Genomic DNA, 1,109 nt, shown 5'->3' with positions numbered 1-1,109 from the left:
GGAGTTCCCGTAGGAGTTGGAGTTCCCGTAGGAGTCGGAGTTCCCGTAGGAGTTGGAGTTCCCGTAGGAGTCGGAGTTCCCGTAGGAGTTGGAGTTCCCGTAGGAGTTGGAGTTCCCGTAGGAGTTGGAGTTGTTACCGGAGTTGGAGTTCCCGTAGGAGTTGGAGTTGTTACCGGAGTTGGAGTTCCCGTAGGAGTTGGAGTTCCTGTGGGAGTTGGAGTTCCTGTGGGAGTCGGAGTTGTTACCGGAGTCGGAGTTGTTACCGGAGTTGGAGTTGTCACCGGAGTTGGAGTTGTCACCGGAGTTGGACTTGTCACCGGAGTTGGACTTGTCGCCGGAGTTGGAGTTGTCGCCGGAGTTGGAGTTGTCGCCGGAGTTGGACTTGGAGGATTATTGACAACAATGCTGGCGGTGACGATCGCAGAATCAGCCGAACCGTCGTTAGCTTTGTAGGTAAAAGAGTCTGTCCCAGCAAAACCAGCATTCGGAGTGTAACTGAAGGAACCCTTGGGATTGAGGGCGATCGATCCTTTAGCCGGATTTGTTACTAAAATCGCCGTCAGCGGATCGTTTTGCGGGTCTGTATCGTTAATTAAGACTCCCAAACCAGTCACGTTTAGAGGAGTATTAAAAGGAGTTGTATAGTTGTCAGGATTCGCTACAGGCGGGTTATTGTTGACGTTTACAGTCACCGTAGCTGGTGCAGAATTAACTATGCCGTCGCTGACTGTGTAGGTAAATGTGTCAGTTCCAGAAAAGCCAGCGTTAGGAGTATAGGCGAAAGAACCGTCTTTGTTCAGGGCGATCGACCCTTTAGTCGAGTTGGCGACCAATGCAGCAGTCAGCGTGTCCGAGTCCGCGTCAGAGTCGTTGGCTAAAACTCCCGGTACTGTTACACTGAGGACTTTTCCCGCACTGGTGCTGTAGGTGTCGGGATTGGCGATCGGCACACCGTTAGTAACATTGATATTCACCGTCGCGGGGACAGTCGCAGCGCCGTCGCTAGCGCTGTAAGTGAAGGTATCAATTCCGACAAAGCCAGGGTTAGGAGTGTAAGTGAAGTCGCCCTTGGGATTGAGTAATAGTTTACCTTTGGTCGGCCCAGTGAC

Annotated in this window: 1 protein-coding gene; it reads right to left on the bottom strand. The window is 52.3% G+C overall.

Going from position 1 to position 1,109, the window contains the following annotated elements; genetic code table 11:
• Positions 1-1,109: Ig-like domain-containing protein (locus QZW47_RS18580; RefSeq protein ID WP_293129497.1), on the bottom strand; the 1,109-nt coding region annotated here is incomplete at both ends.

The organism is Microcoleus sp. bin38.metabat.b11b12b14.051 (assembly GCF_013299165.1).
Classification (GTDB): Bacteria; Cyanobacteriota; Cyanobacteriia; order Cyanobacteriales; family Microcoleaceae; genus Microcoleus.
Note: the sequence above shows the minus strand (reverse complement) of the source record. Positions and strands in the feature narration are given on the sequence as shown.